The sequence below is a fragment of the Ruminiclostridium cellobioparum DSM 1351 = ATCC 15832 genome (assembly GCF_000621505.1).
GTDB classification, from domain to species: domain Bacteria; phylum Bacillota; class Clostridia; order Acetivibrionales; family DSM-1351; genus Ruminiclostridium; species Ruminiclostridium cellobioparum.
The window spans coordinates 17,159-44,110 of record NZ_JHYD01000033.1 but is presented as its reverse complement, the minus strand read 5'-3'; the positions used below and the strand labels follow the sequence as shown (position 1 = coordinate 44,110).

Annotated in this window: 31 protein-coding genes and 1 tRNA gene; 10 read left to right on the top strand and 22 right to left on the bottom strand. The window is 40.8% G+C overall.

Annotated elements, in window-relative coordinates; all coding sequences use genetic code 11:
- Positions 1-204: 204 nt before the first annotated feature.
- Entirely contained in the window at positions 205-1,380 is a 1,176-nt protein-coding gene (locus T344_RS0113460) for a hypothetical protein (protein ID WP_027629146.1), read from the top strand.
- On the opposite strand, the gene T344_RS0113455 is transcribed toward T344_RS0113460, so the two are convergent.
- From T344_RS0113455 to T344_RS28235, 10 genes are all read right to left on the bottom strand, one after another.
- Positions 1,367-1,984, bottom strand: coding sequence for an HDIG domain-containing metalloprotein (locus tag T344_RS0113455; protein ID WP_004626194.1), 618 nt, complete (start codon positions 1,982-1,984; stop codon positions 1,367-1,369). The genes T344_RS0113460 and T344_RS0113455 overlap by 14 nt on opposite strands.
- A gap of 234 nt (positions 1,985-2,218) precedes the next feature.
- Positions 2,219-2,419 (bottom strand): hypothetical protein, encoded by a 201-nt coding sequence (locus tag T344_RS31825; RefSeq protein WP_027629145.1) that lies wholly within the window; start codon positions 2,417-2,419, stop codon positions 2,219-2,221.
- A gap of 425 nt (positions 2,420-2,844) precedes the next feature.
- Positions 2,845-3,363 carry a flavodoxin family protein gene (locus T344_RS0113440; RefSeq protein ID WP_027629144.1) on the bottom strand — a complete coding sequence of 173 codons (519 nt, stop codon included), beginning with the start codon at positions 3,361-3,363 and terminating at the stop codon, positions 2,845-2,847.
- Between the two features lie 35 nt (positions 3,364-3,398).
- A complete protein-coding gene (locus T344_RS0113435) occupies positions 3,399-3,854 on the bottom strand; it encodes an FMN-binding protein (RefSeq protein WP_027629143.1) in 456 nt (151 codons plus the stop codon).
- Positions 3,855-3,869: 15 nt separating this feature from the next.
- Positions 3,870-4,847 (bottom strand): FAD:protein FMN transferase, encoded by a 978-nt coding sequence (locus tag T344_RS0113430; protein ID WP_027629142.1) that lies wholly within the window; start codon positions 4,845-4,847, stop codon positions 3,870-3,872.
- 92 nt (positions 4,848-4,939) lie between these two features.
- Positions 4,940-5,518, bottom strand: coding sequence for a TetR/AcrR family transcriptional regulator (locus T344_RS0113425; RefSeq protein WP_027629141.1), 579 nt, complete (start codon positions 5,516-5,518; stop codon positions 4,940-4,942).
- A 57-nt stretch (positions 5,519-5,575) separates the two neighbouring features.
- The gene (locus tag T344_RS0113420) at positions 5,576-6,028 is read right to left on the bottom strand and encodes an arsenate reductase ArsC (RefSeq protein WP_027629140.1); all 453 of its coding nucleotides are present in this window, start codon (positions 6,026-6,028) and stop codon (positions 5,576-5,578) included.
- Positions 6,029-6,129: 101 nt separating this feature from the next.
- Positions 6,130-6,432, bottom strand: coding sequence for a mercury methylation ferredoxin HgcB (gene hgcB, locus T344_RS0113415; RefSeq protein ID WP_027629139.1), 303 nt, complete (start codon positions 6,430-6,432; stop codon positions 6,130-6,132).
- 10 nt (positions 6,433-6,442) lie between these two features.
- Complete coding sequence (hgcA, locus tag T344_RS0113410; RefSeq protein WP_207641834.1) at positions 6,443-7,657, bottom strand: mercury methylation corrinoid protein HgcA; 1,215 nt, start codon at positions 7,655-7,657, stop codon at positions 6,443-6,445.
- Positions 7,647-8,033 (bottom strand): ArsR/SmtB family transcription factor, encoded by a 387-nt coding sequence (locus T344_RS28235; protein ID WP_034861471.1) that lies wholly within the window; start codon positions 8,031-8,033, stop codon positions 7,647-7,649. The genes hgcA and T344_RS28235 overlap by 11 nt, the downstream gene beginning before the upstream one ends.
- A gap of 147 nt (positions 8,034-8,180) precedes the next feature.
- Here T344_RS28235 and T344_RS0113400 point away from each other — a divergent pair, with 147 nt between their 5' ends.
- Positions 8,181-8,900: an EcsC family protein gene (locus T344_RS0113400; protein ID WP_027629137.1), complete on the top strand. Its 720-nt coding sequence runs from the start codon at positions 8,181-8,183 to the stop codon at positions 8,898-8,900.
- Between the two features lie 135 nt (positions 8,901-9,035).
- Here the strand turns inward: T344_RS0113400 and T344_RS0113395 are convergent, their stop codons facing one another.
- From T344_RS0113395 to T344_RS0113385, 3 genes are read right to left on the bottom strand one after another with little or no spacing between them, the layout of a single operon-like run.
- Positions 9,036-9,989 carry a hypothetical protein gene (locus T344_RS0113395; RefSeq protein ID WP_027629136.1) on the bottom strand — a complete coding sequence of 318 codons (954 nt, stop codon included), beginning with the start codon at positions 9,987-9,989 and terminating at the stop codon, positions 9,036-9,038.
- Between the two features lie 4 nt (positions 9,990-9,993).
- Positions 9,994-11,895 carry a glycosyltransferase gene (locus T344_RS0113390; protein WP_027629135.1) on the bottom strand — a complete coding sequence of 634 codons (1,902 nt, stop codon included), beginning with the start codon at positions 11,893-11,895 and terminating at the stop codon, positions 9,994-9,996.
- Positions 11,892-12,215 carry a CU044_2847 family protein gene (locus T344_RS0113385; RefSeq protein WP_027629134.1) on the bottom strand — a complete coding sequence of 108 codons (324 nt, stop codon included), beginning with the start codon at positions 12,213-12,215 and terminating at the stop codon, positions 11,892-11,894. The genes T344_RS0113390 and T344_RS0113385 overlap by 4 nt, the downstream gene beginning before the upstream one ends.
- 223 nt (positions 12,216-12,438) lie before the next feature.
- On the opposite strand from T344_RS0113385, the gene T344_RS0113380 reads away from it, so the two are divergent.
- The gene (locus T344_RS0113380; protein ID WP_027629133.1) at positions 12,439-13,149 is read left to right on the top strand and encodes a LytR/AlgR family response regulator transcription factor; all 711 of its coding nucleotides are present in this window, start codon (positions 12,439-12,441) and stop codon (positions 13,147-13,149) included.
- A 6-nt stretch (positions 13,150-13,155) separates the two neighbouring features.
- Positions 13,156-14,439 (top strand): sensor histidine kinase, encoded by a 1,284-nt coding sequence (locus tag T344_RS30380; protein ID WP_027629132.1) that lies wholly within the window; start codon positions 13,156-13,158, stop codon positions 14,437-14,439.
- A gap of 11 nt (positions 14,440-14,450) precedes the next feature.
- Here T344_RS30380 and T344_RS30375 read toward each other — a convergent pair whose 3' ends face one another.
- Both T344_RS30375 and T344_RS0113365 read right to left on the bottom strand, forming a co-directional pair.
- Positions 14,451-14,591 carry a cyclic lactone autoinducer peptide gene (locus T344_RS30375; RefSeq protein ID WP_084331222.1) on the bottom strand — a complete coding sequence of 47 codons (141 nt, stop codon included), beginning with the start codon at positions 14,589-14,591 and terminating at the stop codon, positions 14,451-14,453.
- Positions 14,578-15,171 (bottom strand): accessory gene regulator ArgB-like protein, encoded by a 594-nt coding sequence (locus T344_RS0113365; RefSeq protein ID WP_027629131.1) that lies wholly within the window; start codon positions 15,169-15,171, stop codon positions 14,578-14,580. Before T344_RS0113365 ends, T344_RS30375 begins: the two co-directional genes overlap by 14 nt.
- Before the next feature lie 180 nt (positions 15,172-15,351).
- Between T344_RS0113365 and T344_RS0113360 the strand changes: the two genes are divergently transcribed.
- Positions 15,352-16,428 carry an FIST signal transduction protein gene (locus tag T344_RS0113360; RefSeq protein ID WP_242842081.1) on the top strand — a complete coding sequence of 359 codons (1,077 nt, stop codon included), beginning with the start codon at positions 15,352-15,354 and terminating at the stop codon, positions 16,426-16,428.
- 146 nt (positions 16,429-16,574) lie between these two features.
- Here T344_RS0113360 and T344_RS0113355 read toward each other — a convergent pair whose 3' ends face one another.
- Both T344_RS0113355 and T344_RS30370 read right to left on the bottom strand, forming a co-directional pair.
- Positions 16,575-16,817 (bottom strand): AbrB/MazE/SpoVT family DNA-binding domain-containing protein, encoded by a 243-nt coding sequence (locus T344_RS0113355; protein ID WP_004626356.1) that lies wholly within the window; start codon positions 16,815-16,817, stop codon positions 16,575-16,577.
- A 326-nt stretch (positions 16,818-17,143) separates the two neighbouring features.
- Complete coding sequence (locus T344_RS30370) at positions 17,144-18,880, bottom strand: eCIS core domain-containing protein (protein WP_242842080.1); 1,737 nt, start codon at positions 18,878-18,880, stop codon at positions 17,144-17,146.
- Positions 18,881-19,505: 625 nt separating this feature from the next.
- On the opposite strand from T344_RS30370, the gene T344_RS0113345 reads away from it, so the two are divergent.
- The 4 genes from T344_RS0113345 (at position 19,506) to T344_RS0113330 (ending at position 22,103) form a co-directional block, all read left to right on the top strand.
- The gene (locus T344_RS0113345; RefSeq protein ID WP_027629129.1) at positions 19,506-20,042 is read left to right on the top strand and encodes a 2'-5' RNA ligase family protein; all 537 of its coding nucleotides are present in this window, start codon (positions 19,506-19,508) and stop codon (positions 20,040-20,042) included.
- Positions 20,043-20,258: 216 nt separating this feature from the next.
- Positions 20,259-20,726, top strand: a complete 468-nt coding sequence (locus tag T344_RS0113340; RefSeq protein WP_027629128.1) for a helix-turn-helix domain-containing protein — start codon at positions 20,259-20,261, stop codon at positions 20,724-20,726.
- Complete coding sequence (locus tag T344_RS0113335; protein ID WP_027629127.1) at positions 20,723-21,469, top strand: ABC transporter ATP-binding protein; 747 nt, start codon at positions 20,723-20,725, stop codon at positions 21,467-21,469. The genes T344_RS0113340 and T344_RS0113335 overlap by 4 nt, the downstream gene beginning before the upstream one ends.
- A complete protein-coding gene (locus T344_RS0113330) occupies positions 21,459-22,103 on the top strand; it encodes an ABC-2 transporter permease (RefSeq protein ID WP_027629126.1) in 645 nt (214 codons plus the stop codon). The genes T344_RS0113335 and T344_RS0113330 overlap by 11 nt, the downstream gene beginning before the upstream one ends.
- Positions 22,104-22,352: 249 nt before the next feature.
- On the opposite strand, the gene T344_RS0113320 is transcribed toward T344_RS0113330, so the two are convergent.
- The 5 genes from T344_RS0113320 to T344_RS0113300 all read right to left on the bottom strand — a co-directional run bounded on the left by T344_RS0113320 (position 22,353) and on the right by T344_RS0113300 (position 25,297).
- The gene (locus T344_RS0113320; protein ID WP_027629125.1) at positions 22,353-22,613 is read right to left on the bottom strand and encodes a hypothetical protein; all 261 of its coding nucleotides are present in this window, start codon (positions 22,611-22,613) and stop codon (positions 22,353-22,355) included.
- Positions 22,610-22,879, bottom strand: a complete 270-nt coding sequence (locus tag T344_RS0113315; RefSeq protein WP_027629124.1) for an AbrB/MazE/SpoVT family DNA-binding domain-containing protein — start codon at positions 22,877-22,879, stop codon at positions 22,610-22,612. The genes T344_RS0113320 and T344_RS0113315 overlap by 4 nt, the downstream gene beginning before the upstream one ends.
- A 254-nt stretch (positions 22,880-23,133) precedes the next feature.
- Positions 23,134-23,220, bottom strand: a tRNA-Leu gene (locus tag T344_RS0113310).
- A 130-nt stretch (positions 23,221-23,350) separates the two neighbouring features.
- Positions 23,351-24,769, bottom strand: a complete 1,419-nt coding sequence (locus T344_RS0113305) for a PH domain-containing protein (RefSeq protein WP_027629123.1) — start codon at positions 24,767-24,769, stop codon at positions 23,351-23,353.
- Between the two features lie 42 nt (positions 24,770-24,811).
- Positions 24,812-25,297, bottom strand: a complete 486-nt coding sequence (locus tag T344_RS0113300; RefSeq protein WP_027629122.1) for a PH domain-containing protein — start codon at positions 25,295-25,297, stop codon at positions 24,812-24,814.
- A 236-nt stretch (positions 25,298-25,533) separates the two neighbouring features.
- Here T344_RS0113300 and T344_RS0113295 point away from each other — a divergent pair, with 236 nt between their 5' ends.
- A complete protein-coding gene (locus tag T344_RS0113295) occupies positions 25,534-26,916 on the top strand; it encodes an MATE family efflux transporter (protein ID WP_027629121.1) in 1,383 nt (460 codons plus the stop codon).
- Positions 26,917-26,952: the final 36 nt, after the last annotated feature.

Genomic DNA, 26,952 nt, shown 5'->3' with positions numbered 1-26,952 from the left:
TATCTCTCCATTTCCGGCCCGGCTGAAACAATTTACCGGTCCTATCAAATTTATAATAACAAAACTTTTTATAAAAGTATTTAAGAACTAACTTTTATTTTACCACATTATATTTAATTAAAAACAAAATAATCTCCATTTACTTGGTTAAAAATAAAAACTTGAGCGGCAACTTTTATAATAATCAAATTTCTGGAGGTAGTAATGTCGGGAAAAGCTAAAATTTTACTTGTTATCAGTGCCCTGTTTACGCTTGCAATGGGTCTTTCCAACGTCTTTGTAAACATTTTTCTCTGGAAGAAATCCAACAATTTTATAGTAATAGCACAATACAACCTTATGCATTATGCCCTTATACCTCCGGCTTTTATACTGGCAGGCCGGTTGTCCAAAAAAAAGAACGGTATCTGGGCGTTAAGGCTGGGAATAATTTTTTTTATTATGTTTTTCGGGTTTATATTGATATTAAAAAATGATGTTACGAAATATGTAATACCTGTGGGTGCACTGTTCGGCATAGCCGGGGGCTTTTACTGGCTTTCCTACCATGTTTTGAGTTTCGATTTTACCTCCACTGAAAACAGGGACACTTTTAACGGGTTCAACGGCGGAATATCAGGGGTTTGCGGAGCGGCTGCACCAATTACTTCAGCTTTCATAATCAATGCAAACAGCATGTCAGCCGGCTATACCATCGTCTTTTCCTCATCCTTGATATTATTTATAATCCTTATCCTGGTATCATTGATGCTGAAAGCCGATAATTACGGCACCCGTCTCAACTATGGCAAAATCTTTAAAAGCAATTGCGGGGACTGGAAAAATCTTAGAAGGAGCATTGCCCTATGGGGCTTCCGAGATGTTATCATAGGATTTCTCATAATAGTTCTTGTATACAAAGCAACCGGAAGTGAACTGGCCGTGGGAAAATTTTCACTCTTCGCATCCCTTATCTCCTCAGCGGCATATATAGCCGAGCAAAAACTTATCAAGCCCAAATTGAGACTGATTTCAATGCTGCTGGGTGCAATCCTTATGTTTGTGGCCGTACTGGGGCTTGTGATAAATATAAGCTACGGCTCATTATTGTTTTTTATGATTTTGGACTCGGCCTTCGTGCCTTTCTTTCTGGTGCCGCTGTCCTCGGCAAGCTTTAATATTATAAGCCTGCAGCATGAGGAGGATTTGAGAGTGGAATATATCATCAACAAGGAAATAATGCTCAACTCAGGCAGGTTTATAAGTACGGTGCTCCTTATAAGCCTGTTGACCTTTTTCGGGAATGAAAGCCATCTGAACTATTTCCTGCTGTTTGTGGGCTGTGCCCAGCTGTTCTCCATGGCCTTTCTGAGAAAGCTCAAGGTTTTCAGGCCTGATTAGCTTTAACCTTTGCCAGGAACCTCTTAATATTCTCCTCCTCTTCACTGCGGTCGGCATGGAGTCTGCCCATCCTGTCACAGAAGCCAAGGAGGGCTACCTCATCAACGTCTGTTTTCCTTAACATTGATCTCACATCGGAAAAGGGTAAATTGTTATTGACAAAAAGTATCTGCATATGCCATCTCACAAGCTCTGCAACTTTATTTACAAAACCTTCCTCCTCCAGGTATCCGGCTAAAAACTTTCTTGTCAGATCAGCTCCGGCTATATCGTGATCATAGGAGGTAATCCTTCCTTTGCGGATTTTCGTCGTATCGGGCTTACCGATGTCGTGAAGCAGGGCAGCCCACATAAACGCCCTGGGATCCCGGCTTTTATCCCTGACCTTTGCGGCCTGGTCCACCACCAGCATGGTGTGGTTCCACACATTGCCTTCAGGGTGGTGCCTGGGAGACTGACCGGTCTTCTTCAGATTGTTGAGCAGCACAAGGGGATATTTTTCAAACAGCGGAGTTTTTGATATATCCTCCAGGTAAATTGACGGCTGTTTGTCCTCTAATAAATGTGTCTCGATTTCAGTAAATACATTATGTTCAATTGTCATTCCAAAATTCTCACTTTGAATATATTTTCTGAATAGTTTTCCATTTTAATGCTCTATTATTCTCAAATCATTTTGATGTTTCACCGGATAAACTGCCCGCAGGAGTGTCTCTTCCTTACCCGGAAACTTCCTCGAACAAGCTCAGGAACTCATTTTCCACACTTTTAAAATCCCTCTGCGAAAAGTCGTGCTGCATTGAAACGGCAGGTCTGGTCTCAAACAGCTGAACATTCATCAGCGTGTCAAACTCATAATATGGGCCTCCCTGCAGCAGCTTATTGAATGCTGGGCCACCGAATAAAAGTGCTTGAAATGCCCATTGGCTCTTGTCATCAAGGAAAGCGCGTGGGCAATATCCTCAATTTTTATATCCTCCCTTACAGGTTCCAGCGGATAAAATTTTGTCTTTGAATAGGTTAATATATAGTCCGACATATGTATCTCCTGTTCTATCTTTAATGCTCAATTTTGCAGTTAAAAGAATTATCCTGATTATACTGGTACGCGAGTACAACTTCAAGCAATGGAGAGCACGGTAAAAGTGCTTGCTGAAATTTGCAGGTGAAAAACAAGTATTTTAGCCGGCAAAGTGACAGGAGGTCACTTTGAGCAGCACTCGAGACCCGGATGGTCGAGTTGCTGCGACGGAAAAAATACTTGTTATGAACCGTACTATTTCAAGTAAGCGCTTTGTGTGCATCCATTGCTTGAAGTTAGTGCGGGAAGTACCATTATAATCAGTAGCAATTTTTTTCAGGCAAAAATGACCTGCACAACGAGTTAAATTAACATATATATTGCTATTATAAATTTATTTAACAATAAAAGCAAAACCCCTGATAATAAAAAAACAGTCCCTTTCATGGTGAAAGGGCTGTCATAATTTTGCCGGTCAATTTAACAATATCGTCGGGTTTTAACCGATATGCCGATGTGGCTTTACGGGTAGGCCTGGGGTTGGATGGTAAAAGTCCGGTAATATGGAGGTCAAGCAACACAGCAGGGGCCCTCCCCGTCCTTTTTTCCAGTTCACCTGCAATCCCGGGATTTGAGCCGTCAGCACCTCCGCTTATGGAGATAAATGCGTAGCTGCATGGGTGGGTCTTCAAATATTTCAAGTACAAGCGGAGCGGTGTGGCAACCTTTCCCATCCAGACCGGTCCCAATAAAACAATCAAATCACACGCTTTAATAGTGCTATCAGGCAGTGGCCGTACCATTGGGATTTTGTTAAAAATTATGTCCAGTACAATAGACCCCATGGTGCGGGACTTTACTTCTTCTATTTTAATATGTTCAGCAGACAGCTCCTTTGCCACACTGTCGGCCAAAGCCCGGTTGTTGCCGGTCAGCGAATAGGAAATAACTGTATTGCTCATTGAAAACCTCCTTGATCGAGCTTTGTATATAACTTCTAATCGGCCTGCTCCAGCGCATTTTCCACAGCCTTTATATGTGTTTTTGAGGTCAGGGTGGCACCGCTGATAACATCTACCTGCAAGGACTGGGTTTCGATAACCTTCTCAAACAAATCTTCTACGGTAGAACCCTTTGAGTTGATTTCAGCCGGTTTTCCCTCTTTGTTCAAAGCTCCCTTCAGCACTTTTATACCGGTAACCCTGCCTGAAGATACCGTTACCTCTACCCGGGTATTTCGAAAACTGTCCTTTTTGCCCTTGTACTCTCCCACATATGTACCGTCACGTAAATTTTTAAAGTTTATATCGTTAATTGTAAGATTTTTAATTTCACGTCTTCCCGGTTCGGTACCCATTATTCCTCCCAATAGAGCAATTCCTATTACTCCTATTATTACCAATATAACTATCCACACTTTGATTTTCCCCTTCTTTCTCACAGTAGTTTTCATTGCATCTGTTTCCTTTCATATAATTTTGGTTGAAATATGGACTGCCGGCTGAAAGCAGCCTTTAAGTCCGTGTGTTATATATATCTGCTGATGCTCATCCACCATAATGGCTTCGGTGCCGGGAAACCTTTTAATAAACCCGGCCCCTCTTTCCAACCCTGACACAAAAACAAGAGTGGATAATGCGTCGGCAAGCATAGCACTGTCCGAAATAACCGTAGCACTTATAAGCCCGGCTTGGGCAGGATATCCTGTAACCGGGCTCAGGATATGATGCCTCCGGACACCTTCCCGGTCTATAAAATACCGCTCATAGTCACCGGAGGTAACCACTGACCTGCCGGTAACCGGAACGGCTCCCAGCAGGCAGCCCTCCTGCCGCGGATGGCGTATGCCAACCATCCAGGGAGTCCCGTCAGGCTTATTTCCCAGTGTTGAGACATTCCCTCCGATATTGGTAAAAGCCGACACAATATCATAGCACTTGAATATTTCAATAATTCTGTCACTTGCAAAACCTTTCCCCACCCCTCCCAAATCAATGGACTGCCCCTGCTTTCCAAGTCCGGCAGTGCCTACAGAAGGGTTCAGCAGCAGATCACAATAGCCGACCAATGACAGAGCCTGACTGATATCTGCTTCCTCGGGCACCCCAGGCGCATGTTTGTAATTCCACAAATCCACCAGGGGGCCGATGGTAACATCAAACAGTCCATCACATATACCGGATAATTCATTGGCATATGAGAGCACCCTGTAAACCTCATCACATACTTTGACAGGTTTTATTCCTGAGAATTGGTTTATAAGGCTTATCTCACTTTCGGGTATATAGCGGCTCATAATTTTTTCAAGTCTCTCCATCTCGGCATTTGCTGAATTTACTGCCTCCGGTGCGTTTCTACCAAATACCCTGTGAGTTATTTGTGTGTTCATTCCAAGGCTTGAGTTGTCTGTCAAATGTTTATCCTCTGTGCAGATTACCTTTCGCATCCTGCCTCCTTCCCTGCAATCAAAACATTTCAATAGAATGAACATTTTTATATTCATTCATTTTATGAGTAAAAAAATTGCCTCTGATTCTGTCAGGGGCAGTCGGTCAGTCCCTTCATGATAAACTCCGACATATAGTCCAGAACCTCCGGAAAATATTGAATTCCTATCTCTTCTTTATGTGTGTCAGCATTGATAATGGCGGCAAAAATAGTCATAATCATTTTGCTGTCAATGTCTCTCCTTATTTTCCCTTCTTCCTGCCATTTTAAAATTATTTCATAAAAACTGTCATACAGGAAGTCAAAATTTTCAAGTCCGTTTTCCTCACGGTATATCTGCTCTATCCTGTTAAAAACACTTCTATTGTACCATTCCCTCAGAATAGGGCTGGCCTTCATACCTTGAACATTCAGCGCCAGCATTTGTCTGACCACTTCCAGCGGGCTGCTATTGAGGTCTATGGACTGTAAACAGCTTTTTTTAAGTTTTACATTTTCATCTAAAAAAATATCCATGAACAATTTTTCTTTGGATGAATAGTAGTTATAAAAAGTTCCTACAGCCACACCGGCCTTTTTGGTAATATCAGATACATTTGTATCCTTAAAGCCGTTGAGGCTGAATAATTCTTTTCCACTGTCATAAATTTGAGTCTTTTTATTATCCATATGCAGGTCTCCATAAGAAAATGAATGAATTTTAAATTATTCATTCACATGTTATCATTAATATATCCGGCTGTCAATATTTTCTGAATCCGGCTGCCCCATATCCACGAGTCCCGGTATTCTCCTCCTTAGCTCCAAAACCTTTTCCTCAATCAGCCGGGCTATTTTTATAAATTCACTCCTGTCCTTTCCCGTGGGGTCTTCAAGCCCCCAATCCTCCCTGTGTTTACAGGGCAGGAACGGACAGTTTACATTACAGCCCATAGTCACTACAATATCCACTGCCGGAATATCAGAAATCAATTTTGATTTTTGAGTAGTATTCATATCCACTCCATATAGCTCTTTTATTGTTTCAACAGCATCCTGATTGATCCGGGGCTTTGTAACGGTTCCGGCCGAATAGGCCTCAAAAGCGTCTGCTGCCATTAATCTGGATATTGCTTCGGCCATCTGGGACCTGCAGGAATTATGAACACAGATGAATGCAACTTTTATTTTACCCGGCATGTCTATTTTTCCTTTCAATACGTTCAGTAATATTTATATTGATTTACTTTTTAACCATGGATTAATGTGCTTTTGATGTAACAGCCCTTCATACCGGCACTCTAACAGCAGCCGCTGCTGCTGTCTCCGGAAGAGCAATCGCAGCTGGGTTCGCTTCCTGTCAGCCACCCCATTATTATGGCAGCAGCACATCCGACTCCGGGTTTTACCTCCAGTGCCCCGAACGGACAATTTCCAGCACACGCGCCGCACTCCATACACCCGTCCCTGTCCATAATTTCGGCTTTATCAGCTCTCAGGGCAAAAACCTTATGCGGACATACCTCGATGCATTTTCCGCAGCCCTTACATTTTTCCCTGTCAAGTTTCAGAGTGGCCACATTTTTCAAATATCTATGCCTCATAGTATCCTCCTTAAAAACGTATTAAACTGTCCGCCAATAACAAGCCGATACCCGGAATCAGGGAAAGAATTATTACAGGGATGGCAATCCTCATTTCCTTCAATACTCCCGAAAAGGAGGTATAGGTGGAGGAACCGGTAAAGTTCATGGCGTAATATGCCGAAATTGAAGGCAGCACCAGCAGATACCCCACGCCTCTTACAAGGCTCAGTCCCTCCGGCCCCGTCCAGCCATTGAGGAAATTCAGGGCAATGGCCCACAGCAAACCTGCCTGCCAGCCTTTCCAGGCAAATGCCCTCCCCGGAATCCATGGAAGCAGAATCGGTGTAATAACACAACCCGCTGCAACAGCACCTGCATAGGCATAAAAATCCATAACTCCGAAGGGTTTCGGCGCCACAAGATTTATTAAAAACAGTATACCGAAAATCAGCATGGATATTTTGAAAGTGCCGACAAGCTCCATAGGAGTCAGAACCAGACGGTCATACACAGTAAATCTGACCTGCCGCATTTCCTCCGTCGCTTTCATCTCTGAGTTTATAAAGGCTCTTATATCCTTGGCTCTTACGGTACCATAAACAACTTTGAAACCGGTTTGTTTTGTGACCTCATGGGCACTTACTCCCGGAGCTCCCAGCTGAGGCAATATTAAAGTCTTATGATCCACTATTTCCTGCAGCCGCGTTCTTGAAATCCTGTTCACAAGTTCCCTTGTGCCGAAAGTGCCTTTTCCCGCCGCACACCACACATTTATCCCCTTTGTGTCAAGCACCAAAATCCACACATTCAGGCCGGACAGTTCTTTTCTTAATGCATCAAAGGTCAATTTGTAGTTGGCGGTAACAAGGACAGGGGAAGCCCCGTCAGGATTTCCCACAGCATATATGCCGGGATTTATTTTATAATTCATCCTGCCTATCCCCCAGCGCACTTTCCACGCTCCCAGAATATCGGAGCGAAGCAGTCTGGTGGCCACCCGAGGAACCTTCCCCGCAGCCGTTTGGATTTCACCAGTTATCCAGGGGGTATTTCCATCATAATTTGTAACAGGCTCCGAAGAACAGTTATCACTTCCCCCGCAGCAGCAGGTATTGTCCTTTTGTCCGGACACCCCGGCACAGTTTTTATTTGCAACTTTCAGTCTCGGTCTGATTTTTACCGACTTTCTGTCCCCGGTGTTAAGCCGGGCATTGCCGGATGTACAACAGCTTTTATTCTCCATCCTTTTGACCTCCTGTACAAATGCACTCATAGCCGGGTAAGCTGTTTTTATCAGACCAGATTTTCTCAAGCATTGTTTTGTCGTTATTAAATTCAGCATCATTGGACAGCCAATCAGGCAAAAGCTCCAGAATACTTGCCAGCTCCCTTGTGTATTCATTTTCCTCGATCCTGTAATAAATCCATTTTCCGGCCCTTCTGTCCTTTATCATCCTTGATTGCTTCAGAATGGCCAGCTGCCTGGACACTCTGGGCTGCGACATCCCGAGCGCTCCAAAAATCTCGCATACGCACAACTCTCTATTTTGCAGCAGCAGTAGTATACGCAGTCTCGTTTTATCTGAAAGAATGCCGAATATGTTCAACAAGTCGTCCATTGCCTTCCTCCCACATTATCATATATGTATATAATTATATGATTATTGGATTGGTTTGTAAATATTTTTATTCATACAAAACAACAGGTCAGCCGTATACTAAATATATATATCAACAAATAAGCTTTATATTTTTGAGGATGGATTATGAACAACTACGAACGCAATGCCCTGTATGAATTAAAAATGTGGCAGCTGGAAATGTTAAATCAGCCTTCGCTGACAAGCCGGTTGAGCAAAGGGATTCAGAATAGGATGAACGGTCTTGTTCCCGAGAAGGCGCATAAAGTTGTTACCGAAACCATTAAAGGCATGGTAAAAGCGGTCCTGTTCGGCTCTGAACTTACTGCAGCCGCACCGCTTTTCAACGCTCCCTTGCAGGAACGGGAGCTGCTGCTGAATGAAAGAATAACCTTTTATAAAAGAACCGCAGCAGCCGGCGGAGCCTGGACAGGTGCAGGCGGCATATTTCTGGGTATGGCGGATTTCCCCATACTTTTAAGTCTGAAGCTCAAATTTTTATTCGATGCGGCTGCTATTTACGGATTTGATGCTGCAAACTACAAGGAACGCTTATATATTTTGTATATATTCCAACTGGCATTTTCAAGCCAGGAAAGAGTCATGGAAATCTATCAGCAGGTGAAGGACTGGCAAAGTTTTTCCCAAGCCCTGCCCGAGGACATCAACTCCTTTGACTGGAGAACTTTCCAGCAGGAATACAGGGACTATATTGATCTGGCAAAAATGCTCCAGCTGGTTCCTGTAATAGGTGCCGCAGTGGGAGCCGTTGCCAACTATAGGCTTATGGACAAACTAGGTACTACTACCATGAATGCGTACAGGCTGAGACTGCTCGGGCCTTAATCCTTCAGCACGGTACTAGTTGAAAAATCTTTCCTGGTACAATATTCTGCATATTGGGTGCATAATTTGGGCAGTCATCAGGAAAATTCGCCCAAAGGGTGCACCCTGAATATACAGAATATTGAACTGGTTCATTTATAGTGGTCTTACGTTTAATATAACCGGAAACTGCAGCGGATTGGAAGCCTCGCCCAGTTCATATGTCTCTATTGACACTTCCAGGGGACAGTAAGGACTTGCCACAGGGCGCAAATTAAACTTTATGGAGCATGAATCTTTTATTTCTACGATTTCGGAAACAGTACCGGTTAAAGTCTCACTGGGTGCCTTGACTGTCACGCGTACCCTGCCTACAGGAAACTCTGACTGGTTAATAATATTCAAAGATACGATAGCCCTTTGATTAAGGTAGATTATTTCATTTTCTGCCTCAACCCTCAGACGGGCTTTTTTTTCTATTTTAGTGAGATGGCTCTGTATAAAATCCGGATAAGTCTTAAGTAACCTGCTCAGTTCCTCATAGTCGGGATTGGGAATACTGCCGGCGATCATTTGACGTACACACAGCCTGCTGATCTCATATTGCAGCTGTTCCTCAATCTGGTGTATTCCTTCCTTGACAGATTCCCTATCCTTGTAATCCACCAGTACCGCTCCCCCCGTTTCCAACGGTTTTGGAAGCCATGAAAACCTGCTCTTATCTACTTCGAATGCATTTACGATACCTGTCGGCAGCATAACCATCCGGTCCATTATGGCAACAGCGGGAAACATCGTCTCCAACCTTTCCCTTGAAATATCCATCCGTGCAGTAGAATATACATAGGCGGATAACCCGCCGAAATAAGTATACACATCCTCATTACTATTATTGTTCTTTATTATAATGTTAAAATCCTCATATTTGATAACAGAGCTTTTCAAAAGATTGATATATTGACTGCACCTCAGTTCGTCCATATCATCGTAGTTCAGAATGTATAAATCCTCAATCATCAGATTTTTATATATGTATTCCTTAAGAAAGACTTCTATTTCGTCGAATTGTTGTCTCTGTTTTCTGTTTAAATAAAAAAGCTTGACTATCATTTAATCACATCCAATCAAACAATTCATCAAATAATCCATTTGATACAGTGCTCTTCATTTTCTTTGATACTGCCTTTATCTGCTCAATGAGTTTTGCAGCCTCCGCCTTCTTTCTTCCGTCCGGCTCGCCGGTTATGTCTGACTTTAACAGCCCGGTGTAGTATCCGGTGTACTGTTGTGCTATGGAAGACCATTTATATTTATCGCCATTAGCACATGCGTATGCGTTTGAACCCATCTGCTGCCGGAGTTCCTTGCTGTGAAGCAGCGACATGATCCATTGCGCCAGATCCAGATAGTTTTCAGGCTCGGCCAAAAACCCTGTTTTGCCGTGTTCAATAATTTCCTTAAGCCCTCCGGTTCTGCTGGCTACCACCGGGCGCCTGCAAGCCATTGCTTCCAGAGCCACCATTCCAAATGGCTCGTTGATGCTTGGAACCACTACCAATTGTGCTTTCTGATACAGTTGGATTAAATCCTGTCCGCTTTTATGGCCCAGAAACTCAACCATGTCCGACAGCATAAGATTTGTTTTAAGGCGGTTAAGCCATGATTCATATTCTCCGTCACCTACAATTTTAAGGCGGATATGTGGAAACTTTTCCTTTATATAAAACATGGCACGTATTAAAAACTCCACACCCTTCTGCTTTACCAGCCTGCCGACAAATAATATATATTGTTCCTCCTCCGGCCAATCCCCGCAAGGTAAAAATTCATTGGTATTAACTCCGTTAGGAACAATCTCTATACGTGTAATGGGCAGATCCCTGTGCAAAATTTCCTGACGCACATGTCTGCTGTTGACCGTAACAAGATCTGCACAAATAAGTCCCAGATTCTCAATAGAGGAGCAGAGAGGTGCAAGGTTCGGAAGGTGTATATGAAAAATCAGCGGCTTTTTAAGGAGCCAACGGCACTTTATTCCCGCCAGAACCGTTACCCAGTCATGGCAGTGAATTACATCCGGCTGTATCCTGCCTATTTCATAAGCTGCCTGCCGGGCAAAATCCAGCCAGGCCGCAGGACTGCTGTATGAAGGCGTGCCGCAGGTAGAGCAAAAGGTTACACCCGGTGACTGGGACGTGTAGCCTGTTTTTTGCTCGGGAAGCACTACATCAACGCTCAGTTTCTTTCCCAGTTCTGCTGTCAATTGAGTCACATGAACACCCAGGCCGCCGATAATATGCGGCTGGTATTCGGATGAAATAAAACACACCTTTATTGGCGGTTGTTTTGGGATACTGCTCAGGCAGGACTCCCATTCTTCATTGACGGAAGTGTTCCTGTGCAGCCTGAACAGTGCGGAAGAATAGTTTAGAATGTCCGAAACAGGTATTCCCCATCCTCCAAGGTCAGTGGTAAAATCCCTTGTTCGCTTTAATATTCCGCAAACCCTTCCCGTCCTCATATTTAAAATGGGAGCTCCGCTGTAGCCCGGCTGAATTTGACCTCTGGCAAATTTCAGAAGAGAAGCATTGGTCATCCCTTCGTATTTAATGGTAACCTGTTCCCCCATGGGTTTTCCTGCGGGATAGCCCATAGCAAAGCATTCATCCCCTATCTGCATATTGCCTTCATCTACAACAACTATGGGATGGTCAAATTCCTTTAGAATGCGGATAAATGCAAAATCCTTCATCATTACACCGGAAATTGGGTCATTGTATTCAATATTCTCTACTTCTGCTTCGTAGCTATCCTGCCCCCACTTAATTTTGATTTTGGTATTCCTGCATTCTGCTGTGCCGCTTATTTGCCGCAGTCCATTTCCCAATATCACATGAGCACAGGTCAGAACCAGTTTTTTAGCAATAAAGAAGCCTGTACCTGCCGGTTCACCATCGGCAAAAATCTGGACAATAGTGGGTATATAGCAATTATCAATTATCCGGTCAATATTCATCCCTGTCTCCCCTTCTCCCGGTTCCATTCAAGCTTTATTTTAATACCTGCCGATGAATGGCTGTTCAAGAGCACTGCCACTACCTTTCCTGCATCTGCCGTCAGTCCGAAACTAACCTCAACCGAAGCTTTATCAGGGTTGCTGAACCTGATAAGGGACTCCTGAACTTTTGATGCAAAATCAGTTATATTATCCAAGGCACTCTCCAATCCATTGTGGAGCTTGTCTTTTATACCTACCTCACATTCATAGTTCTCATCTACAGGCTGGAAATAAATAATCCCGTCGGAATTATCGGAGAGTTTAAGCGGTATGTTCATATTTGGCCTCCTGCAATTTACATTTATTTCAATAAGTATATCATCGCAGGTATACATTGTAAACTTTTACTTAATTTTCATTATATTTCTATTAAGGTATACACCGTTCAGTTTGCCTAATTTGGCTATTTTTCGTATTAATTCTACATAATATTACTTGGCGAATATTGTAAAATTAGCTAAAATGATATATTATAGAACTATCGTTAACGGGGGTAATAATATGATAAATATTGCTGTACTTGATGATGAACACGAGTTGTTGGCAGAATACCAAAGACAAATTCCTTATCTGTTAAAGAAAAATAAGATTGATGGCGAATTGATAATTGCTACCGATTCACCTGATGAGTTCTTAGAAAAGGTTAAAAGCCGTAATATAAACATATGTATACTGGACATCAATTTACGCACAAATACAAACGGGATGCATATAGCCAAACAGATCCGTGAAAACGATTATCCCTGTGAAATCATCTTTATGACAGGCTTTCTTGAGTATACCCTGAAAGCTTTTGATGTTCAGGCTTTTAACTACATACAGAAACCCGGTTGGGATGAACTGGAGAAAACACTTGTAAAATATAAAGAGCAAAATGTTCTGAGACGTGCCAAGAAGACTGTCAGCATAAAATGCGGTCCTGAAGTGTATTTCATTAATTGTGACGATATATTCTGTATAGAACACGTCGGTACTAAAACAACCGTTTATACAAATCTTTCAGAATATCAAACCTATGAAGGGCTGGAGGAACTGGTCAAAAGAATTGAAGATGACAGGTTCACACGCATCCACCGTTCTGCTTTTATCAACTCGGAATTTATTGAAAAAATTGATTTCAAAAATAAGGAAGTAAGTCTGATAAATGGCTCCACCTACAAGATAGGCCCTAAGTTTTATGATGAAATCAAGTCTATTATTGACAGGAGATAATAACCTATGTTTGGACTAACGGTAGTGAACACTATTTTTGTTTTTGTGACAGCATATATGATTTACCTCTTTGTAAAGAAAAATTATAATCCTGTAATAACTGCCAGACAAAAAAAGTTATTCTTTGTTATCTTTGGACTATTGAATGGTATAATTTCTTCACTTATTATGTATTTAATGCCCACTGAAATGCAATTTTTAAGGACATTAATTACTACGATCATAAGTATAGCAGTTATTAAAATAACTTTAAAAATCACCTTGTTAAAATCTATTATCTCTTTTTCCGTAATTATGTTAGGTACTGGCATAGGGAGTTTTTTCATACCACTAATATTCGATTTAGTTCTTAAAATTAATCCAAATGATTCTTTTACAGAAAATATTCCTTTATATCTTTTAATTAACATTACCATATATACAATTACTTTCCTTTTTGTCAATTTCACTCCATTCCCCAAACTTGTTGGTCAAATCAAGAATATTAGACCAGTTGCTATTTTGTTAGCGGCCACAATAGGCTTAATGGGTTCTAATTTCTATTTTTACTGTCTATATCAATTTAATCTTTCAATATTTACATTTTCTATTATATCATCCATAATTTATTTATCTGTTTCTATTTTTTATACAATGCAATACCAAAAATCAGAACGTATATTAGAAGAGCAAAAGCAGCAGGCCTTCTATAATCAATCTCTAAGCATTGCATTACAGGATTTCCAAAGGTTTAAGCATGACCAAGTGAACCATCTTTCAGTGGTTTATTCAATGTTGGAAAAAAATAATGTAAAAGATGCTTTAAGTTATTTAAAAGAAACAGAAAGTACCACAAAATCCTTTTCCAATTCAGCCCTGTTCAATATAACAAATGCCGGACTGTTTGGAATTATCTCCTCTAAAATTGATAAGGCAAATCAGTCCGGAATAGATTTTAACATTAAAGTCATCGGACAAGTGGGTTCCATTCCAAATGTTAAAATTTCAGAGCTTTGCGAAGTAGTTGGAATATATCTGGATAATGCCATTGAGGAGGTCATACAGAACGGAAAATTAAAAATAAGTATGACTTTGGTAAGTTCAGAAGAAAATCTAGTTATAAAAATCTGTAATGAATGCAGTAAGATTCCCAATCTGAATAAATCCTCAAAGGGTACAAGCCGGGGACATGGCCTCATGATAGCAAACAGAATACTGAATTCTTATAAAAATATATTACACTCAAATATTTTCGATAAAACCACCATGGAATTTACTCAGACGCTGACAATAAAAACAGGGGTTAAATAAACCCCTATTTATTATTTAAGTAAAGACTTGGGGCATTCAGGCTGATAAAAGGTTCCCCAGAGCCAACAAGCTCCTGTGGAAGTTGTAGCCGCAAAAATACCCACTACTGACAGTACCGTCAATACCCACAATTTAATTTTAAATTTTTTCATTAATAATCCCACCCTTTCTATTTTTTGTTATTCTGTACAACACAGGTGTCATATTAATTGAATTAATTAAAGTAATGATTGATATTATATTTGAATATTCTCTGGGGACAAAAAAAGTAATTATGAAAAAAACTGCCACTGTTACACTCCCCTGCACTCTTAACTCCTTCCACCTCTTTTTTGTGATTATGGGTTTTGAAGCTAAATCTGCGGGAGCATAAAGGTAAACCAATATGCCTGAAACAACAAACAAAATAATATTGAAATAGCTTATATCAATAATTTTTGAAGAATAGATTGCTCCGAAAAGAAAAATAAAGTATGTTATTATACAGCCAAGCTGAGTTTTGGCATGCACCCCTCCAAAAAAAGATTTGTTCAATGCAAATACTGCTCCCCCTGCGAGAGCTAGTGGAAGTTGTCCCAAAAAATATGCGGTCAGCATTACAGCTATAAACTTTAAACCGTCTGATGCGGCAATATAAAGTCCATACTGTATCTGTTCGGCTTTTTCTTCTGTAATATTAGGCACTGTTACAATAATCTCATTTGTAATCTTTTTCGTTATTTTATTTAACATGGCCGCTACCACCTATTACATATATGTCCATTATATATTAATAACAAGTATTTATCCACAAAAAAATACACCATATCTATTTATATTTTTATGAAATAATTACAATTAATTAATGCAATTCAATTTAATCTTTATATGTTAAAATATTCATTAAAACTATATTATTTCGGAGGCATACTGATGTATCTAAAAAACTACGAAGCATTTACTCGTTATATTGACAGCCTTGAAATCAGTGAAAACCAAAGCCTGATGATATTTGTCGGCGACAAATCGGAATCCACGGTAACTGACCTGATGGGTTATTTAAACGGCAAAAAAATCAGCTTCTTCGGAGGTATCTATTCAGGTCTTTTGGTAGGCAATAGAAATGAACGCACAGGCTATATCGTAAAAAAACTTGAACCTATTTACTCAACTGTTGTACTCCCTTTCATGATGCGAATGAAAACAGATCCCGATACCTTGAAGGGTTTAACCGCCATTTGTCTTGTAGACGGTCTTTCAAGTAAAATGAAGGATTTGACTGATACTGTTTTCTCCAAATTAGGCACAAATGTCACCTATATCGGAGGCGGTGCCGGGTTTTATGATTTGGTGCACAGACCTTGTCTGTTCGATAATCACGGCATTTACAAAGATGCACTGCTGCTCTGTATTATAAATGCCGAAAGCAAAACCTTTGTGGAACACGGCTGGAAAAAACTGCAGGGACCCTTTACAGTAAAAAAATCTTATGACAATGTGGTTGCAGAGCTTGATTCCGATATTGCCTTCAATGTCTACAAACAGGTCATCGAGGAAGAAGAAAATATCATTCTTTCCAAAGAAGGTTTCTTCACTTTTTCCAAGGATCATCCTTTTGGAATTGATGAAGGTTTTGGCAGAGTGACCGTCCGTGATCCTATTACTGTAAATGACCTCGGAGAAATCATTTGTGTTGCCAATATCCCTCAGGGCTGCAATGTTTATGTCCTTAAAGGAGCTACGGAATTGCTTCTGGAATCGTCCATTAAGATAGCATCCCAGGCAGCTCAGACGGCACCCGCAGTGTATGATGCAATGTTGTTTGACTGTATCTCCCGCGCCATGTTTCTGGATGAAAAATTCAGCGATGAGCTAAACAACATACAGAGCAGATTGAAGTTTGATGTCGAAGGCGCCTTATCCATCGGAGAAATTTCTTCCAAAGCCAATGGCGGATTGGTCATACATAATAAATCCACCGTTCTTGCCTTAATTGAAAATAAAGCATAGCTTTTAATAATGGCTGCCGCACTAAAATAGTAAAAGTGCGCGGCCATTTTTCATACAATAAAATAAACCCCAAACTCCTTGGGAGAATGGGATTTATTTGGGAAGAGCGAATACAAATGCATCTATATTCACTAAAAGAAACTTTACTATCTGTTATTTATATCTTCACGACATTTAGCACATATGGGTTTACCCTGAAAGTACGTTAAATTTTTTAATTCTCCGCAAAAAGTACAACCCCTTAAATATTTTGTTAATATGATCTTACCTTCGTCAACAAAAATCTCTATGGGTGTTCCTTCATCAATATCATACTCTCTGCACAATTCCTTTGGAATAACAACCCTGTTCAAGCAATCCGTTTTTCTGACAATACCAGTACTTTTCATAATAATCCCTCCTGTTTATAAACATCTGACCCTTACTGTAATAGTATTAACCGGCTTCTCATCTCTTTTTATATTTCAAATCTTTTTGAGCCGGCAAAACATTTTTTTGCCAAACATATTCATTTCTTGTTTAATTTGTTATATCATGGTATATTATAACAAATTAAGTATTCAAAATCCAGTGCTATTTTGATTAAAATAGTATTTTTTTATATTAAAATGTACTATTTATTATTTTTAATATAAAATTTGCCCATTTCAATAAATATTGCATTCTTAACACCTTTCGCCAATATGCAAAAATGGACCTATGCAATTGCTTAATACTAGAAACCCGGCCTTGTCAGGATGGTCCGTTCGATTATTTCCATATTTCCTCCCTGGGCAGGATTTATATCCAGAGGATTAATTTCGAAAGAGAACTCTTTTGCAGAACCCTTATAATCAAATTTCAGCTTATATTCCAATTTATTGCACAGATGATAGCTTGAGGCCAATATATGAGCCCTTGCAAATACCAATATCTTTTTAGTATGATCATCCACAATCAGTTTCTTAATTGTATCCTCTAAAACTTTATGCACCCGATTGGCACCTAAAGTACCTGCAACAAGATTTTCAGGATGATTAATCTTGTTTTCATTTATGCCGCCTAATGTGAATGCAATCAGGTGCAGCCATTCCCAGAATCCATCCACATAACCTGCGTCTCCTGCCGCAGCTTTTGCAGGAACATTTCCCATCGCCGCATTCTGGTCTGATCTCTCTCCAGGATCAGCACCTGGGCCGGGTTTGTATTGTACCCTTTCACCACTCCATCTTTTTAGCCGGTCAAGGCCGATTTCCTGCCAGCCGCTTTCCTTTACCGCTACCGTACAGGGTACAGGTTTTTTGGAAAGTGGGATTGGCATGCCTATGGCAGGCTGCGGCAATCGTTCGGGAAAATTCGCCGCCCATATTGCCACCCCTGAATAGCCTCCTCCCGATGGGCGGACATACGGTCCGGAGAGATGTGCTTCGCTTCCTCCGGGAGAATGCACCCGTTCGGGCGGATATGCTGAATATACCAAAGGAGATCTGGGCTCGACCACTTCAAAAGGGAGAGCGGAGTATGCGCTCTGAATATCCGCTTTTGTTGCTCCTGATTGCGGAGGATATTGAGCAACAACATATCTGGTACTGCTATGATGATAACCCAGACCTCCGTCTGTTTGTTTTTTCAGCCGTGCATCTTTAATTGCATCCAGGCGGGCCTTTACCTGGGCGAAAAGCTCATCTTTTTTTTCAGGAGGACAGTAAGCTATGGTGGGATGATCCTTGTTCTCTATGATAAAATTCAATTGAGCTTCATTTAACTCGGATATCGGAATTTCTTTAATTTTACCTCTTCCTCTTGAGCTGGTGAAACCAATACCATCACATTGTACGGTAGTTCCTTTTATAGGAATACCGGTTTTCTTCCCATTTGCATTTGCATGTTCGTGCTCCTGATACCCGTTGATTGCTTTTATCCTTCCGGCCTTATCCCCCATATTCTCTGCTTCAAGTTCCAGCGCCTCATCATTATTTATCTGTACACCGCTGATCTGCATTGCAGGCTTCACCCTTCCCTGTGACTGCTGTACAACATGCCAGGCCTCATGAGGGAGACGCTTGTCCTGCCCCGGCGCCACATATATTTCCGAACCCTGCGTATATGCCGAGGCCCCTAGCTGCGCCGGCTTATCAGAATTGTAATTTACCCTTACATTTTCCATGGATAAGCCTGAAAGGATTTCTATACCATTTTTCAGATCATCCGGGAGGCCTGTTTCATTTTCTCTTTTCGTTTGTTCAGTTTTGCCCTTTATCAAGCCGATTTCTCTCATTAACCTGTGGACTGCCTGATTTCCTATTGTTTTTTGAAGAATTTTAATATCTTCATGTGTCATTGTTTTCGGGAACATTCTAACTCTCTGAAGTATGGCGCTGTGATTTGGAACAGGCTTTTGACCTGACTTTCTTGAACTTGATGTGTTTTTTTCTTTTTCCTGGAATACTCCAGCCTTATCACTATAAATCATATTTTCCTCCTAATTTATTCCATATTCTGTATAATATATAGAAATAAATCAGAGTATAACAACTAACTATTGATAGCTTTTATATAAAACATTCATGGAAATTTTGCCGAAGCAGGAATTTACAAATTTAATTTTATTTAACTATATTTATTCACTGTAAAATTGTAACACATGAGTCTCTGATGAATAATATGGTATTAGTGTTAAAGTTTTAAATGCTGTACCATATTAATTTAGAGGGAGGGTAAGAGTATGCCGGATAATGAAGAATCCGTTCGTGGTGGATTTTTTAATAACAAGCACTCCGAATGTTCTAATGACAATCAATTGTGGTTAATAATAGCTCTTATTTTAGTTTTCTGCTTCTTGTGCGGAAACGGACACCATGATTGTTAACTCCTTTCGAACATAAAATAAAACTCAGGATAATGTATGCCTGAGTTTTATTTTTTTACTTTTTTTATTACTTTGGGTATAATTTCTATTATAGGCCGGGGTTATTTACAACCTATGTAAATTATCTTAACCGCAGGTATTACTGACAACATTGAATTATAATAAAAATTTTAATAAAACAAAATAATAAATGTATCTATATTAAATTAAAATAAGAATTGGAGTACACATGACCTATTCTATAAGTTTGGGCTTTGATAAAATAACAGGAGAAAAAATCAAGCAGGATATATTTAATTTATGCAAGAAAGACATCGGTTCCTGTATATTGGATTATAATATTCCGCCGCACATTACACTTTCCATTTTTGAGTATGAACCAGGGATCATTGACGTCCTAAAAAAAGTTGTTGACTCATGCGGTGTTTTTATAAAATCCGGAAAGCTTCATTTTTCGTCAATCGGTGTTTTTCATCCGCCTGTATTATATTATGCGCCGATAGTCACAAACAAATTAATAGATATCAATGAGAAGGTATTTAGCTTATTAAAGGATATCAATGCTAAATTTAATCCGTACTACGTGCCCAATAACTGGGTCCCTCATGTTTCACTGGGTTACAATATGACAAATAAAGATTTACTGGTTGCATTTGAATATATCAACAGTGTTTTTAATGCCTTTGACGGTCATTATACCAGACTGATTTTAAGCAAATATGATCCTTACAGCGAGATATATGTGGTAGATTTAAAAAGTAATTAATAGTAGATAAAGCAATCTGTGTCCAAAAGGGCAGTCTAATCATTCTCCATTACCAGGAACTTTTTTCCTCTTTGACAAACGTATTTGCATCAGTGCCTTTCCACTTTGCGTTCATGCTGCAATATATGCAACCAAAACTAACATAATATGTGTGGAATGGTTGGTTTTATGCTTTTAATTTTAGGTGTATTATTTAATTAGTGAGGTATGAAAAGTATGAATAATTCTAAAAATAATATTGCCGCCAATCTCCGTCATCTACGAGCCCGCCACTGCTTGTCGCAAGAGGAAGTCGCCGAGCAAATTGGAGTTACACGGCAGGCTGTGGCAAAGTGGGAAACAGGAGACTCCCTGCCTGATATTCTCAAATGTGAAGCTTTGGCCGATTTATTTGATGTATCCCTAAATGACCTGGTACGTTTTGACCCTGAACAGGAGGGGGTTCCTATCGGCCCTAAAAACAAGCATATCTTTGGCACGGTAACCATAGGCGAAAGAGGACAAATCGTATTGCCTAAAAAGGCGCGGGATACGCTGAAACTTCAACCCGGCGATACGCTGGTGGTTCTTGGGGACAGCGACCCGGCAACCGCCGGAATTGCATTGGTAAGCAGCAAAACTTTTCTGCGGATGACCGGTAAGGCTGTTGACGTTTTTTTCAAGGGTAAGGAGGATAAAACATGAATATATTATCCGTACAAGGGATAACGAAACGTTATACAAGTTTTACATTACATGACATCACGTTTTCGTTGCCACAGGGCAGGATTATGGGGTTAATTGGAAAAAACGGCGCAGGAAAGACCACAACCTTAAAATCCATGCTAAATCTGGTGCGTCCAGACAGCGGGGAGATTGAAATGTTTGGCCGCAGCTTTATGAAAAATGAAGAAAGCTGTAAGCAAAACATCGGTGTGGTTTTAGGTGAGATTGATTTCTACAAGCACAAAAAGTTGGCTGTTATTACGACAGTCACAAAGCGTTTTTACCGAAATTGGGACGAGGAAGTCTATCAAAAGTATCTTAAGGCTTTTGCTCTTGACCCGCAAAAACGGGTAAAGGAACTTTCCTCCGGCATGAGAGTTAAATATATGTTAGCTCTTGCGTTATCCCATAATGCCAGGCTGTTGATTTTGGATGAACCCACAAGCGGGCTTGACCCGGTATCCCGCGACGATTTGCTGGGATTGTTCCGGCAGCTTGTGAAAGACGGGGAAAGAAGCATCCTTTTTTCCACTCATATTACATCTGATTTGGAAAAATGCGCCGACGATATTACCTATATCAAGGATGGGAAACTTTTGAAAAGCGCTGAAAAGTCCGTCTTTATCCAGTCCTTTCAAAATCTGAAGGAGCCTGGTGAAAATGGGCAACTGTCTTTAGAAGAGATTATGATACGCACTGAAAGGAGAAACTATGATATTTAATCTACTTTACAAGGAACTGCGACTGGCCGCCCACCCCAATCTGTATACTTTTACATTGCTTGGTGCGCTGGTTATTGTTCCGGCGTATCCTTATGGCATGGTGTTCCTGTTCGGCTGCCTTGCACCGTATCTTACTTTTATGTATGGTCGAGAAACAAACGATATTTACTATACTGCACTGCTACCAGTGAAAAAGAGGGATACGGTAAAAGCCAAATGCCTGCTTATGATTTTGGCCCAGATGACACAGCTGCTTATTTCCCTACCCTTTGCAGTACTGCGCGTTCATGTTTTGCCGAATGGCAATCCGGCTGGTATTGAGGCAAACGTGGCTTACTATGGCTTTGGACTGATGATATATGCTATCTTTAATGTGATCTTGCTTACACAGTTTTTCAAAACAGCCTATAAAGTGGACATGGCGTTCCTGCTGGCCATCATACCGGCTGCTATAGCAGTGATTATAATGGAGGTGATCGTTCATTTTCCGAGGTTCGAGTGGCTCGACAGCGTTTTGCCAGCTATAATGTTCCGGCAATTGCCCATACTGGCTGTTGGCATAATATTATATATTATCGGAATGATGTTTGCATATCAGGTTTCTGCAAAGCGTTTTGAGCAAGTTGATTTATAAAATTTTTGCCCGCAATGATTAAAGGGTTTCAGCTAATGCTGAAACCCTTTGTTTTTTTCTGGTGCCGAAGGTCGGACTCGAACCGACATGTACTCGCGTACGCTGGATTTTGAGTCCAGTGCGTCTGCCAATTTCCCTCAACCGTTTATTTTACTGTATTCTTCCGTCCATTAACATGTTCAGTAGCAATGGGCTCACTTTGTTTTAACCGTCATTTTTTGCTATAGTCCAGTGCCTATCGGCTGAATTTCACGGATTCTTTAAGGTTTCGTCATGCTCTCCAACATTACGCAACAGGATACCTCTTTCAACATACTGCCACGTCATACGGATACTCATGCTGATGCTGGCTTCAAATATGTTTTCTGTCCCCTGTACCCGTTTAGTACGTAAGGAAGGGTGCATTGGATTTTCGGACATCAATTTTAACTTGGCTTTGACCCTTTTCTTTATTTCATCATTCAGTTTTGCGTAATTGTTCTTAAACCTGTCAGAACGTGTAAAAATCATGTGTCCAAGTCCTCAATCAAAGCGTCAATATTATCAAAGCTCTTTACCTGTCCGTTTTTTATCTGTTCATCAACAATTCTTTCTTCGGCTTGCCAATTTTCCGACCAAAACCATGCTTGGTCTTTTGGAACGGTTACAACAGGCTGTACGATTATTTTGCCGTCCTGTACTGTAAATTCCAGCTTGTCGCCTGCCTTTAGATTCAACGCCTTTAAAATATCAGCCGGGATTGTCACCTGTGATTTTTGACGTAATTCAACAATCATGATAAAACCTCCTTTTCGGAATTTCTCACTTTCTCACTTTTATTATATGCCAAAAATACGAAATAATCAACCTTACTGCAAAATCTGCCAAAGGGTTCTCTTCAAACAGAAAATCACATTTCCTTGGATCCAGTACTAGGAAAATTTGAGTTTCAGTAGCGGTGGACTCTCTGTTAAAATAAGGGTCATTTTACTGTTATCCATAAAAATCGAAAAACGCTAGAACCCTTTGGATTCTAACGTTTTAAATACTTTGGTGCCGAAGGTCGGACTCGAACCGACATGTACTCGCGTACGCTGGATTTTGAGTCCAGTGCGTCTGCCAATTTCACCACTTCGGCATATGTTTTTCTGCTGCTTAAATATAGTAACACAGATACTTTAACAAATCAATACTAAAATATAAAACAATGCGATATTTTTTTCTCATTTTCACTATATTTAAGCACACAAATTCAGTGCATTGACACGTCAGTATTTCAGAACACTCTGGAGCTGTTCAAACTGGTCGGCAGGCAGGTTATACGAGGTCAGGCGGGCGGCACGTGCCGGGGCCACATATCCCAGCGATATTGAGACATACCCCCTCTCCCTCTTGAACATACTCCCTTTTGAAGTGACGCTCTCTATACTTCCGGTCTTTATGAATGCCATCCACCTGCTGAAACCTCCGGCAGACAGTACAACATTTTTATTGCCTACACTTATTCCTGAATTTTTAAACCTTAGAAGCACATCTATTACTGCCAATATCAGAAGTACTGTGGCTGCGGCAGCGATCAGCGGCTGACCGACGGCTATTGAAACCATTACCGATATTGCCACAGTAATAAGGGCCGATATAAAACCCGGATTCACAAAAAAGTACCTCACCGCTCCTCTGTCCGGGTGGCACAAGGTGTATTCAACAGAATATTCCGGCAGCAGCCTGTCAACTATTTTCTTTAATCTTTCCAGAGTTGCTATGGGAAAGATTATGGCCCTTTCGGTCTCACCCTCTTTATCGGCATCACCATAGCCTATTACGATAACTTCGGCAGTATAAAAACCACACAGCCGCATAAGCAAACTCTGTTTGAATATTATTCCGTTTATCTTGCTTTTCTGCAGGGAAAAGCTCTTTTTATTGAGCAGGCCGTATTTTATTTTTACCGTATCGTCAGTGGCCCAAACCTTAAAGTTATAGTAGGTTAGAACACTTTTGCCAAGCGACAGGGCTACCGAAAGTACATAGCCCAAGATAATTGCGGCTGCAATCAATCCGCCGATAAGCATGTCCTGAAATATATTCTCAAGCTTTGGAGCAACAATACCCAAAAACGGACCTGCGACAGCTATGATACTTAGAAAGTAAACCCACTTTGACTGCAGCAGGCCAAGTTTAACAAAATCCTGGGGCATTGCCTTGATTGCATCAGTCTCAGCTTCCTGCTCCCTGATCTCCTGAGTATTTTTACCTTTTGTCAATACCTCTTTAAATTGTATTGCCTGGTCTATTTTTAAAGTCAGCACAATATTTGATTTGTTGGCCGTATCATTTGTCTGGCTGGCATTGTCCACTTTGATTTTATAAACCTTGAATAATTGGAATAATATATTTTGTGACAGGTCAACGGTGGTTATTGTGGAAAAAGGTATCTCCACCCGCTGCTTTGTAAAAACCCCCGACTCTACCAGCAAATGGTCCTCCTCCAGGGTGTAAAAAGTGAACAGGTAGCTGATCAGCCTTGAAATAGGGCTGAATAATATAAACACCAGCGGCATTACAGCCTGAGCATCGAAATTCTTGACAAGGATGATACTTGCGAGAGCTCCTAAAATAAGTATTGGCAGTTCAATTACTTTTTCAAATATTATCAGATAGTTTCCTCTTCTGTGTTTGAAATCCACTTTTTACCTCCATCAAATCATATTGGAATTGTGAACGGATACCTAATTCTCCTGAGCATCCAATCTTTTATATAATTTGCCCCGCAGGTTCTCTGCAATCGAATCGGCCTCATCCGTGGAAATGCCTTCAATACTGAACTGCCCGCTTGCTGTGTGAATATTGACTACCGAAATGCCAAGCTTCCTTATGATTGGGCCCTGTGACACCGTTATATGCTGGATTCTGACAATGGGAACAATTGTATTTCCTACAAAAAATATTCCGTGACGGATTTCAACCCTGTCATCTGTTATTATATATCCCCACTGTCTGTATTCTACTGCCGGATAAATAAACAGACCAAACAATTTATAGAGAAGTATTAAACCGGCCCCCATGTATGCATAATGTTTAAAGGGCTGGAAAAAATCCGCCTTCGACAGGAAAAACAAAGGTATCCCTATAACAACAGCTATTATAATTAATCTTATTAACCTTGAAATTCTCCATGATATTAGAATTCTCTTGTCCAGCTTATTATACTCCATGGTTTACCTGCCTTTCGTGTAATACTGTAATACTTTCAATTATTCCCTCAATACAGTTTTTCTTTATAACTTATTCTGCAATCATACTCACAATATCATATTTTCACAGTATGGGCAAATAGCTATAATATCCATTTGCCGGCCTTCATAAATATATTTGACTTTTAACTGTGTTATTTGATAAAATCAATTGTTCGAATAAATGTTCTTTTATTTACAGAATTAAAGGGGTTAATATGCAGAAAGATAATTTAAAATCTGAAAAAATGGGTACTGTACCGGTCGGAAGACTTTTAGCCGGTATGTCACTTCCGGCTATGCTTTCAATGCTGGTTCAGTCCCTCTACAATGTTGTTGACAGTTATTTTGTTTCAAAATTGGGCGAAGAAGCTTTTACTGCCGTTTCAATAGCTTTTCCCATGCAGATTCTGACTTTGGCGTTTGCTGTCGGCGTAGGTATAGGAACAAACTCTCTCATAGCCAGAAAGCTGGGTGAGGGCAAAGTCGACGAGGCCACTGTTACTGCAAGGACAGGCCTGTTCCTTGCCATATTGAATGCTGCTGCTTTTGTAATAATCGGTCTGGTGGCCTCAGGGCCGTTTATATCGCTGTTTTCAGATAACCCCAGGGTAATATCCATGGGTACGACCTATCTGACAATAGTAACTGCTGCGTCGGCTGGAATGTTTATTGAAATAATCCATTCAAAGACCCTCCAGGCAACCGGTAATATGCTCATTCCAATGATATCGCAGCTCATCGGTGCAATAACCAATATTATTCTGAATCCCATACTGATTTTCGGTTTGTTCGGGTTCCCCGAGCTGGGTATTGCCGGTTCGGCCGTTGCAACCGTTATCGGTCAGCTGACCGCAATGACCTATGTTATGACTATGTTCAGGCTGAAAAGCCATGATATTCATCTGACGCTCAAAGGCCTCAAACTGAAAAAGGAAAATGTGGTCAACATATACAAAGTCGGTGCACCTTCCATAGTGATGAACGCTATCGGATCTGCTACCACCACCGGGCTGAACGCCATACTTATGTCCTACTCGGAAACAGCTATTGCCGTTCTGGGTATTTATTTCAAACTGCAATCCTTCGTATTTATGCCTGTTTTCGGATTAACACAGGGAGCAATGCCTATTATGGCTTATAATTTTGGTGCAAATAAAAAGAAGAGATTTTATAAGACTTTCTATCTCTCACTGACGGTTACCATTATTATTATGTCACTGGGGCTGTTGATGTTCCAATTGATACCGGGTCAGCTTCTGTCTATTTTCGGTCAAAGATCCGATATTGGAATTTATGCGCTCAAGACAATCAGCCTTTGTTTCCTGCCGGCCGCTTTTGGTATCATAATAACAACCATGTTCCAGGCAGTGGGTCACGGTATGAAATCACTTGTAATGTCACTGCTCCGCCAGCTGGTGTTTATTCTGCCGGGTGCATTTCTGTTCGGAAAAATCTTTGGTTTGAACGGAGTATGGTATTGTTATCCGTTTGCTGAACTGTTCTGTGTCCTGATCTTCACTCCTATCGGCTTTAAGGTCATCAGGGAAGAGTTTATCCGGAAAGGTTCTTTTGAGGAGCCGGCCTTAAAGGCGGGCTGATACAGTCACAACGTTAGAAAACCACTTGAGCACCGG

Bases quoted from the DNA above. Each gene is read 5' to 3' on its own strand.
- T344_RS30375 (WP_084331222.1), bottom strand. From the start codon at position 14,591: ATGAAAAAATTTAAAATTAAATTGTGGGTATTGACGGTACTGTCAGTA.
- T344_RS0113455 (WP_004626194.1), bottom strand. From the start codon at position 1,984: ATGACAATTGAACATAATGTATTTACTGAAATCGAGACACATTTATTA.
- T344_RS28235 (WP_034861471.1), bottom strand. From the start codon at position 8,033: ATGGACGACTTGTTGAACATATTCGGCATTCTTTCAGATAAAACGAGA.
- T344_RS0113300 (WP_027629122.1), bottom strand. From the start codon at position 25,297: ATGGAGTATAATAAGCTGGACAAGAGAATTCTAATATCATGGAGAATT.
- T344_RS0113315 (WP_027629124.1), bottom strand. From the start codon at position 22,879: ATGATTGTTGAATTACGTCAAAAATCACAGGTGACAATCCCGGCTGAT.
- T344_RS30370 (WP_242842080.1), bottom strand. From the start codon at position 18,880: ATGATTTATAGTGATAAGGCTGGAGTATTCCAGGAAAAAGAAAAAAAC.
- T344_RS0113435 (WP_027629143.1), bottom strand. From the start codon at position 3,854: ATGAAAACTACTGTGAGAAAGAAGGGGAAAATCAAAGTGTGGATAGTT.
- T344_RS0113365 (WP_027629131.1), bottom strand. From the start codon at position 15,171: ATGTTAAATAAAATAACGAAAAAGATTACAAATGAGATTATTGTAACA.
- T344_RS0113385 (WP_027629134.1), bottom strand. From the start codon at position 12,215: ATGAACATACCGCTTAAACTCTCCGATAATTCCGACGGGATTATTTAT.
- T344_RS0113340 (WP_027629128.1), top strand. From the start codon at position 20,259: ATGAATAATTCTAAAAATAATATTGCCGCCAATCTCCGTCATCTACGA.
- T344_RS0113460 (WP_027629146.1), top strand. From the start codon at position 205: ATGTCGGGAAAAGCTAAAATTTTACTTGTTATCAGTGCCCTGTTTACG.
- T344_RS0113425 (WP_027629141.1), bottom strand. From the start codon at position 5,518: ATGGATAATAAAAAGACTCAAATTTATGACAGTGGAAAAGAATTATTC.
- T344_RS31825 (WP_027629145.1), bottom strand. From the start codon at position 2,419: ATGTCGGACTATATATTAACCTATTCAAAGACAAAATTTTATCCGCTG.
- T344_RS0113360 (WP_242842081.1), top strand. From the start codon at position 15,352: ATGTATCTAAAAAACTACGAAGCATTTACTCGTTATATTGACAGCCTT.
- T344_RS0113295 (WP_027629121.1), top strand. From the start codon at position 25,534: ATGCAGAAAGATAATTTAAAATCTGAAAAAATGGGTACTGTACCGGTC.
- T344_RS0113390 (WP_027629135.1), bottom strand. From the start codon at position 11,895: ATGAATATTGACCGGATAATTGATAATTGCTATATACCCACTATTGTC.
- T344_RS0113380 (WP_027629133.1), top strand. From the start codon at position 12,439: ATGATAAATATTGCTGTACTTGATGATGAACACGAGTTGTTGGCAGAA.
- T344_RS0113320 (WP_027629125.1), bottom strand. From the start codon at position 22,613: ATGATTTTTACACGTTCTGACAGGTTTAAGAACAATTACGCAAAACTG.
- T344_RS0113355 (WP_004626356.1), bottom strand. From the start codon at position 16,817: ATGAAAAGTACTGGTATTGTCAGAAAAACGGATTGCTTGAACAGGGTT.
- T344_RS0113440 (WP_027629144.1), bottom strand. From the start codon at position 3,363: ATGAGCAATACAGTTATTTCCTATTCGCTGACCGGCAACAACCGGGCT.
- T344_RS0113395 (WP_027629136.1), bottom strand. From the start codon at position 9,989: ATGATAGTCAAGCTTTTTTATTTAAACAGAAAACAGAGACAACAATTC.
- T344_RS0113335 (WP_027629127.1), top strand. From the start codon at position 20,723: ATGAATATATTATCCGTACAAGGGATAACGAAACGTTATACAAGTTTT.
- T344_RS0113330 (WP_027629126.1), top strand. From the start codon at position 21,459: ATGATATTTAATCTACTTTACAAGGAACTGCGACTGGCCGCCCACCCC.
- hgcA (WP_207641834.1), bottom strand. From the start codon at position 7,657: ATGGAGAATAAAAGCTGTTGTACATCCGGCAATGCCCGGCTTAACACC.
- T344_RS0113420 (WP_027629140.1), bottom strand. From the start codon at position 6,028: ATGCCGGGTAAAATAAAAGTTGCATTCATCTGTGTTCATAATTCCTGC.
- T344_RS0113400 (WP_027629137.1), top strand. From the start codon at position 8,181: ATGAACAACTACGAACGCAATGCCCTGTATGAATTAAAAATGTGGCAG.
- hgcB (WP_027629139.1), bottom strand. From the start codon at position 6,432: ATGAGGCATAGATATTTGAAAAATGTGGCCACTCTGAAACTTGACAGG.
- T344_RS0113430 (WP_027629142.1), bottom strand. From the start codon at position 4,847: ATGCGAAAGGTAATCTGCACAGAGGATAAACATTTGACAGACAACTCA.
- T344_RS30380 (WP_027629132.1), top strand. From the start codon at position 13,156: ATGTTTGGACTAACGGTAGTGAACACTATTTTTGTTTTTGTGACAGCA.
- T344_RS0113345 (WP_027629129.1), top strand. From the start codon at position 19,506: ATGACCTATTCTATAAGTTTGGGCTTTGATAAAATAACAGGAGAAAAA.